Origin of the sequence: Roseateles sp. (assembly GCF_052436255.1) — a bacterium.
Classification (GTDB): Bacteria; Pseudomonadota; Gammaproteobacteria; order Burkholderiales; family Burkholderiaceae_C; genus Pelomonas.
The window spans coordinates 1-6,891 of the sequence record NZ_JBQVNP010000200.1 but is presented as its reverse complement, the minus strand read 5'-3'; the positions used below and the strand labels follow the sequence as shown (position 1 = coordinate 6,891).

The following is a 6,891-nucleotide window of genomic DNA, read 5'->3' as shown; positions in this document are numbered from 1 at the left end:
GGTGCAGGCGCTCAGCGCCAACCAGCTCAGCAATCTGGCGACGGACAACCTCAACGCCCTGGGTACCGCTCAGTTCGCGGTGCTGAGCTCCACCCAGTTCGGCGCACTGACGACCGACCAGCTGTCCAAGCTGGAGACGGCCGACCTGCGCGCGGTGTCGACCACGGCCTTGCGCGCGCTCAGCTCCGACCAGCTCGCAAGCCTGACGAGCGACCAGGTTGCTGCGATGAGCACTGGACAGATCGGCTGACTGACCAGCGTGCAGATCCAGGGTCTGGAAGCCGCTGACATGACGGCCCTGAGCAGCGCCCAGATCGCCGTGCTGTCCTCGGTCCAGGTCCTGGGCCTGTCGACGGACCAGCTCGCCGCCATCGAAACCGGTGACATCAGGTCGCTGTCCACGGCGGCCCTGCGCGCCCTGTCCAACGCCCAGATCGACGGCCTGACCAGCGACCAGCTGCAGGCGCTGACGACGGGCCAGGTCAACAGCCTGACCACCGCCCAGCTGTCGGCAATGAACAGCGACGACCTGAACGCCTTCACGAGCGACCAGTTTGCCCGCATGAGCACCGGCCAGGTGGCCGCGCTGACCGCCGGTCAGTTCGGCACGCTCGAGACTCAGGACCTCGTTGCGATGGGCACCAACCAGTACGCCGTGATGAGCTCGACGCAGATCGGCGCGCTGACGACCGACCAGCTCAGCGTGCTGGAGACCGCTGACCTGCGTGCGGTGACGACGGCGGCGCTCGGCCTGCTGAGCTCCGACCAGATCGCCTCGTTGACCAGCGACCACATCGCCGGCATGACGACCGGCCAGATCCAGTCGCTGTCTGCGGCCCAGCTCGACGGCTTCGAAGCCGCCGACATGGCGGCGCTGACCTCGGCCCAGGTGGCGGCGCTGACGACCGCCCAGGTGGTGTCGCTCTCGACCGACCAGATCGTGGCCATCGAGTCCGACGACATCGGCAGATTGTCCACAGCGTCGGTCCAGGCCCTGACCAACGCCCAGTTGGCAGCGCTGACGACCGACCAGCTCACGGGCCTCGGCGGCCGCGTCTCGGTGCTGACCACCAGCCAACTCGCCAACCTGTCGACGGAGGATCTGAACAGCTTCTCAGCAGCGCAGTTCTCCATCATGACCTCGACCCAGCTGCGGGCTCTGACCACCGGGCAGGTGGCTGCACTGGAGACGGACGACCTGCGCGCCCTGACCACCGGCAACTTCGCCGCGCTGACCAACGGCCAGATCCAGGCCCTGGTGACCGACCAGTTCAGCCAGCTGCGCAGCACGCAGATCACCGCGCTGACCACCGCGCAGGCCGCGGTGCTGACGACAGACCAGATGGCCTCGATCACCACCGACCAGATCGGTGGCCTCGAGACCCGAGACATCATGGCGATGAGCATGGCGCAGCTCGAAGCACTGAGCAATCCCGTCAAGAGCGAGATGACTTCAGCGCAGCTGAACGCCTACCTGATGGTTTCGCCCATCGTGCTGGACCTTGACGGCAATGGCGTGAACACGCTGGCGGCAGCGCAGGGCGTCGATTTCGACCTGCTGGCCACCGGTCAGACCCACAAGGTCGGCTGGGTAGCGGGCGGTGACGGCCTGCTTGTCATGGACCGCAATGGCGACGGCATCATCAACGACGGTAGCGAGCTGTTCGGCATGGGCACCACGCTGGCCAATGGCAAGCGTGCCAACGACGGCTATGTCGCCATGGTCGACCAGGACAGCAACCTCGACGGCAAGCTCGATGCCAACGACGTCAACTGGAAGCACTTGCAGGTCTGGATCGACGCCAACGGCGACGGCAAGACCGACGCCGGTGAGCTGAAGTCGCTCGCAGACCTGGGCATCCTGTCCCTCGACCTGAATGCGGCCAAGAGCACCGCCATGGACAACGGCAACCTGGTGGGGCTGATCTCGAGCTACACGAAGACCGACGGCAGCACTCACCAGATGGCCGATGTCTGGTTCGCCAAGGACGTGCAGCCCCAGCAGGCCAGCGAGCCCACGACGGTCAGCCTGACCGACGTGCTCGCCGCGCCAAGCGCCGCACTGCTGGGCGGCGCGCCGGCCGAGCTGGCCAAGGCCGGCCTGCTGCCCGCATCGCCCGACGCCCACCTCGCGGCCATCGACCGCAAGCTGGCCGACGACGACGAGCAGCGCCGCAACGGTGCCAACTGGATCTGACGCGCAGACCTCAGACGACTATTTTTTGATCTCCTGACGCCGGCACGGCGGTGCCGGCCCATCCAGGCCCTGTGGAGCGATCCGCAGGGCCTGTTCTTTTGCTGTCTGTCGGCCGTTTCTGCAGTTCGTCAGGGCGGCGCAGCGGCCTGTCGTTGTGTCGACAGGCTGTAACCGGGGTTTCAGAAGAATGCCTTCCGTTGCACAACAGGAAGGCCCCCAGTGAGCACCAACCGTTCTATCAGCCTAAGCCGCCCAAGCCGGCCGGTCGCCGCCGCGGCCGGCCTCTGGTTTGTCGTCGCCGCCACCGGGCTGGCGATCTTCGCCAGCTACATCGGCATCAGTTATGGCCGCGCCGCCCTCGGCGGCCCGCCGGGCGAATCGCGCTGGGTCGCGGGCGACTGGCTGGGCAACTCGCTGCTCAGCGTCCACCTCGTCTTCGCGCTGCTGCTGACCGCCATCGGCGTGATGCAGCTCATCCCGGCGCTGCGCCGCCGCGCGCCGGCCGTGCACCGCACGATGGGCCGGATCTTCATGGTCGGCGCGGTCCTCGGCACGCTCAGCGGCTTCTACCTCGTCTGGGTGAAGGGCACGGTGGGCGGCACGCTCATGCATCTGGCCATCAGCCTGAACGGCATGCTCATCGTCGCCTTCGCGTGGCTGGCCTGGCGGCATGCGCGGGCACGCCGCTTCGAGCAGCACCGCCGCTGGGCGCTGCGCCTGTTCATGGTGGTCAACGGCGTCTGGTTCTTCCGCGTCGGTCTGATGCTGTGGCTGATGATTTGGCAGGCCCCGGTCGGCTTCGATCCCAAGACCTTCACCGGCCCCTTCGTCTATGCGCTCAGCTTCGCGCAGTTCCTGCTGCCGCTGGCCGAGCTGGAGCTCTACCTGCGCGCGCGCGGCCGCGGCGTGGCGCTGGCCTTGACGGTCGGTCTGCTTGCTTTGGCCACGGCCGTCGGCATCGCCGGCGCCACGATGGGGCTGTGGCTGCCGCGCATCCTCTGAAGGCCGATCAGGGCCGGTCGTTCAGCAGTTCCTCGCACTCGACCTGGGCCGCCGCGGCGGCCTGGGCGGCGATGCTGGCCGGCGCTGCGGTGACACGCTCGCCGGCCGCGACGAAGGCGGCCGAGAACTGCCGCATGACATGGTCGACCCCGCGCGGCGACACCTCGCGCAGGTCGCCTTCCAGGTACTGTCCGAAGCTCTGCGCCGACGAGATGATCTCGAAGGACGGGAAGTAGTCGACGCCGTCATGCGCATCGGCGAAGCGCCCCGCCACCGCGCGCAGCACGGCCTTGGAATAGCTTGACGCGACGATGACCGGGTGCGGCGTCGCCGTCGCCACCAGCGGCACGGGCGACACGGTGACGATCCAGCGCATCGCCGGGTTCACGCCGGCGACGAACTCGCGCACCCACTCCAGGTCGGCCAGGACCTCCGGGTATTCGAAGTTCACGAAGCCATGCCGAGTGGCATCGAACTCGCCCGCAGCCGTGCCCGGGCAGACCGGGAAAACGATGCCGCTGCCCTGCTCCACCCAGGCCTCGGTCAGGCCGAGCGTGAAGACGAAGACATCGCACTCGCTGAACAACCGACGCACCTGGGCCAGGTGCCAGGCGCGGTCGGCGCGCAGGTCGGCCAGGCTGTCGTAGCCACCCGGCTGGATGCGCGGGCGCAGGCCGTCAAAGCAGCGGCCGTTCTCGGTCAGCACGGGGCTGTCGTCGGCACGCAACCCGAAGGCGAACTCGACGAGCTGGCGCAACTGGCGCACCGTGTAGACATTGGCATAGCGGGCCGAGAACACGCCGTACTGCAGCTCGCGGGCGCGCTCCGGCGAGACGCCGGCGGGCGCCTGCTCCACCACCCAGTGGCTGAGGCCGAAGCTCTCCAGCCGCCGGGCCATGTGCTGCGCAAAGCAGGAGCCGGCCGTGGCGATCTTCAGCGCCGGCGTCAGCTTGAACTTCGTGCTGGGCTTGAAGTCGAGCTGGCCCCAGGCCCGGGCGCTGACGGTCTTGCGCCAGAAGGCTTGGCCGCCCATCTGTTCATAGGGATGCGACATGCGTCAGAACCTCGGTCATTTGAGCGGCCAGCCCCTGGGCATAGAGATGATTGCCATGCAGGCAGCCACGCGCGCATTCGGCCTTCAGCCCGCCTGCCGGCGTCAGCGCCTCGGCCGGGGGCGCCAGGCTGGCGATGCCGTGCCCGGCCAGTTGGCGGGCCAGCTCGGCATACATCAGCCGGTAGACGCGCAGCCGCATCGCGAACGGCTTGACGCCATGCGCAGCGAACAGCGGCCCGAAGCCCTCCGCGTTGGCGAGGATATGGGCCTCGTCTTGAAGGGGTGGCGGCGCCGGGACGTGCACGATGCGCGCCTGCGGGAACTGCTGGCGCAGCGCCAGATGCGTCGTCAGCAGCGGTTCGGCAATGCCGCGCACCCAGGCCAGCGCGTCCTCGCGCGACATCCAGCGCCGGCCCGGCTCGAAGGCGCCGCCAGAGATGTCCTCCTCGCCGATGAAGTCGGCATGCGTCGGGTCGTCGACGAGCTGGGACACCGCGAACTCCTGGCCACGCAGCAGCGAGAAGACGACCTCCGTGCCGGCCGGGATGTGGCCCAGCACGCCGGTCAGCTCGGGCGGGATGTAGAGCACCCCGTCCTTCAGCAGCGGCGGGGGGCCGGCCACGGGGGTGTTGTAGAGCACGAAATCGCCCTGCCAGCCGGGCACGCCCAGCGGCAGCTCGGCGACGAAGGGCCGGCCGGTGTCCCAGACCGACTGGAAGCGGCCCGACTCCATCGGCGCCACGTACTGCTGCAGCAGCCCGAACAGGTGCGAGCTGCCGATGGCGGCGAAGCGCCGTGCTGCGTTCATCGTCGTCAGCGCCGCTCGCGCAGCGGCTCGGGAACCAGCCGCTTCTCGAAGGCAATGATGGAGTCGTAGAACGAGATGTTGAAGATCTGCTCGGCCGCGAAGTTGCCCATGCTGCGCGCGCCCTGGCGCTGCTCGCGCGGCTGCTGGGCGCGGCCGTCGGCCATGCGGCGGTCGAAATGCCACATCGCCATCTTGTCGGTCAGGCCCTTGGCGAAGTCGTAGAAATTGATGCCGAAGCGGGAGGCGCCATAGCCCTCCCAGTAGTTGCAGTGCAGGTCCTCGACGATGTAGACGCCGCCGAACTTGAGCCGCGGGAACAGCGTGAAGAAGGACACCAGCTGCTGGTCGGGCGTGTGGCCGCCATCGTCGATGACGATGTCGATGGGACCGACCTCCTGCGCCACCGTGCTGAGGAAGCCGGCGTCGGACTGGTCGCCGATGTAGACCTTGTGGTTGGGGTTGTTGGCGCAGGCCGGGTCGATGTCGATGCCGACGACCTTGGCCTGCGGCCCCAGGTACTCCTGCATCAGCGTCAGCGAGCCGCCGCGCTGCACGCCGATCTCCAGATAGGTGCACTCGGCGCCCTTGAAGCGCTGCATGTGCCGCTCGTAGACCTCGAAGTAGTGGCGCCACTTGTCGGACGTGCCACCCAGGCCCTGCACGAAGCGTTGCTCGAGTTCTCCGGTCACCATCGCTGTCTCCTTGTTCAATTGAAATCAGACTGGCGCGCCCAGGCGGGCGGCCAGCTCATGTTCGGCCAGGCGGTGGCCAGGCAGCCAGGCGGCCACCAGGGCCGAGACCTCCGGCATCAATCCCTGGGCCGCCGAGCCGATGGCTGCACAGGCCTGCGGGCCATGCTCGGCAAACTCGCGCAGCAGCGGCGCCCCGGCGCTGCGTGCCGCACCGGCCAGATGGCTGGCATAGGCGTGCACGAAGTCCTGCTGCGCGCGCACGCCGGCCAGCACCTCGGGCGAGAACTCCATCGGCTCGCGCAGCGGCACGAAGCCGCCGGGCACCGCCTTCACGCCGCGCACCATGCCCTCGGGCACGTAGTTCAGCAGCTCCAGCACCTCGTTGGGCACCAGCGTCCGGTCGGTCCACAGCGCCGCCGGCGGCTGCCAGTCCTTCAGGCCGTAGCGCTGCATGAGGCCGGCAATCTGCTGCGGCGAGTCGATGAATTCGCAGACGAAGAGCAGGGCGCGCTCGGGCTCTATGCCCAGCCGCTCGCGCAGCGCCAGCACCGAGGCGCCGGTGCCGCACAGGTCGATGAGCCAGGCCGCCGGGCCGATCAGCTCGCGGCAGTAGGCCAGGTAGTCGGCAGCACCGCCGGTGCGTGCCAGACGCGAGCTGTGCCAGTAGTGGCTGCTCGGGTGGCCACCGGGTAAGCCGCTGGCCAGCGCGTCGTAGACGGCCTGCAGATAGCGCGCGTCGCGGGCCGAGAACAGCAGACGCAGCTGCGGCAGGTCGCCCGCCGTGGCCAGCAGGTGCAGGGCGCTGGCCGCCAGCACCGGCAGGTTCAGCTCCGTCTGCAGCCGCAGCAGCTCGTTGCCCAGGCCGCCGCGCGGCGTGGCCAGCCGCGCCTCGCGCAGCACCTGGGCCAGCAGCGGCAGACCGGCCGTCAGCAGCGCCGCCTCGGTCGGTGTGGGTTGCGTCTGCAGCGTCAGCTCGGCCTGCATGTTGGCGGCGCGCGGCTGCTCGACGTCGGCACGCGGGTTGTCGCCCAGGTGCAGCAGCCGGTGGCCGGATTGCGCCAGCGCCGCCCAGACCTTGCCGCTGCGCTTGCCGTGCGCGCTGCGCAGCAGCGTCAGGTGGCCGGGCAGGCCCACGCGC

7 protein-coding genes are annotated in these 6,891 nt (G+C 69.0%); 3 read left to right on the top strand and 4 right to left on the bottom strand.

What is annotated here, in order from left to right; genetic code table 11:
- From ACT6S0_RS25385 to ACT6S0_RS25375, 3 genes are all read left to right on the top strand, one after another.
- Positions 1-250 (top strand): hypothetical protein (locus ACT6S0_RS25385; RefSeq protein ID WP_444766519.1); only part of this gene is annotated, 250 nt, incomplete at its 5' end.
- A gap of 9 nt (positions 251-259) precedes the next feature.
- Entirely contained in the window at positions 260-2,197 is a 1,938-nt protein-coding gene (locus ACT6S0_RS25380) for a hypothetical protein (protein WP_444766518.1), read from the top strand.
- A gap of 219 nt (positions 2,198-2,416) precedes the next feature.
- Positions 2,417-3,199 carry a DUF2306 domain-containing protein gene (locus tag ACT6S0_RS25375; RefSeq protein ID WP_444766517.1) on the top strand — a complete coding sequence of 261 codons (783 nt, stop codon included), beginning with the start codon at positions 2,417-2,419 and terminating at the stop codon, positions 3,197-3,199.
- A 7-nt stretch (positions 3,200-3,206) separates the two neighbouring features.
- Here the strand turns inward: ACT6S0_RS25375 and ACT6S0_RS25370 are convergent, their stop codons facing one another.
- From ACT6S0_RS25370 to ACT6S0_RS25355, 4 genes are all read right to left on the bottom strand, one after another.
- Complete coding sequence (locus tag ACT6S0_RS25370) at positions 3,207-4,253, bottom strand: GSCFA domain-containing protein (RefSeq protein WP_444766516.1); 1,047 nt, start codon at positions 4,251-4,253, stop codon at positions 3,207-3,209.
- On the bottom strand, positions 4,237-5,061 hold the full coding sequence (locus ACT6S0_RS25365) for a hypothetical protein (protein ID WP_444766515.1): 825 nt from the start codon (positions 5,059-5,061) through the stop codon (positions 4,237-4,239). The genes ACT6S0_RS25370 and ACT6S0_RS25365 overlap by 17 nt, the downstream gene beginning before the upstream one ends.
- A gap of 5 nt (positions 5,062-5,066) precedes the next feature.
- Entirely contained in the window at positions 5,067-5,753 is a 687-nt protein-coding gene (locus tag ACT6S0_RS25360; RefSeq protein ID WP_444766514.1) for a class I SAM-dependent methyltransferase, read from the bottom strand.
- A gap of 24 nt (positions 5,754-5,777) precedes the next feature.
- The coding region (locus ACT6S0_RS25355; RefSeq protein WP_444766513.1) for a hypothetical protein at positions 5,778-6,891 on the bottom strand (1,114 nt) is incomplete at its 5' end.

Coding starts and splice junctions, on each gene's coding strand:
- ACT6S0_RS25365 (WP_444766515.1), bottom strand. CDS start 5,061: ATGAACGCAGCACGGCGCTTCGCCGCCATCGGCAGCTCGCACCTGTTC.
- ACT6S0_RS25360 (WP_444766514.1), bottom strand. CDS start 5,753: ATGGTGACCGGAGAACTCGAGCAACGCTTCGTGCAGGGCCTGGGTGGC.
- ACT6S0_RS25370 (WP_444766516.1), bottom strand. CDS start 4,253: ATGTCGCATCCCTATGAACAGATGGGCGGCCAAGCCTTCTGGCGCAAG.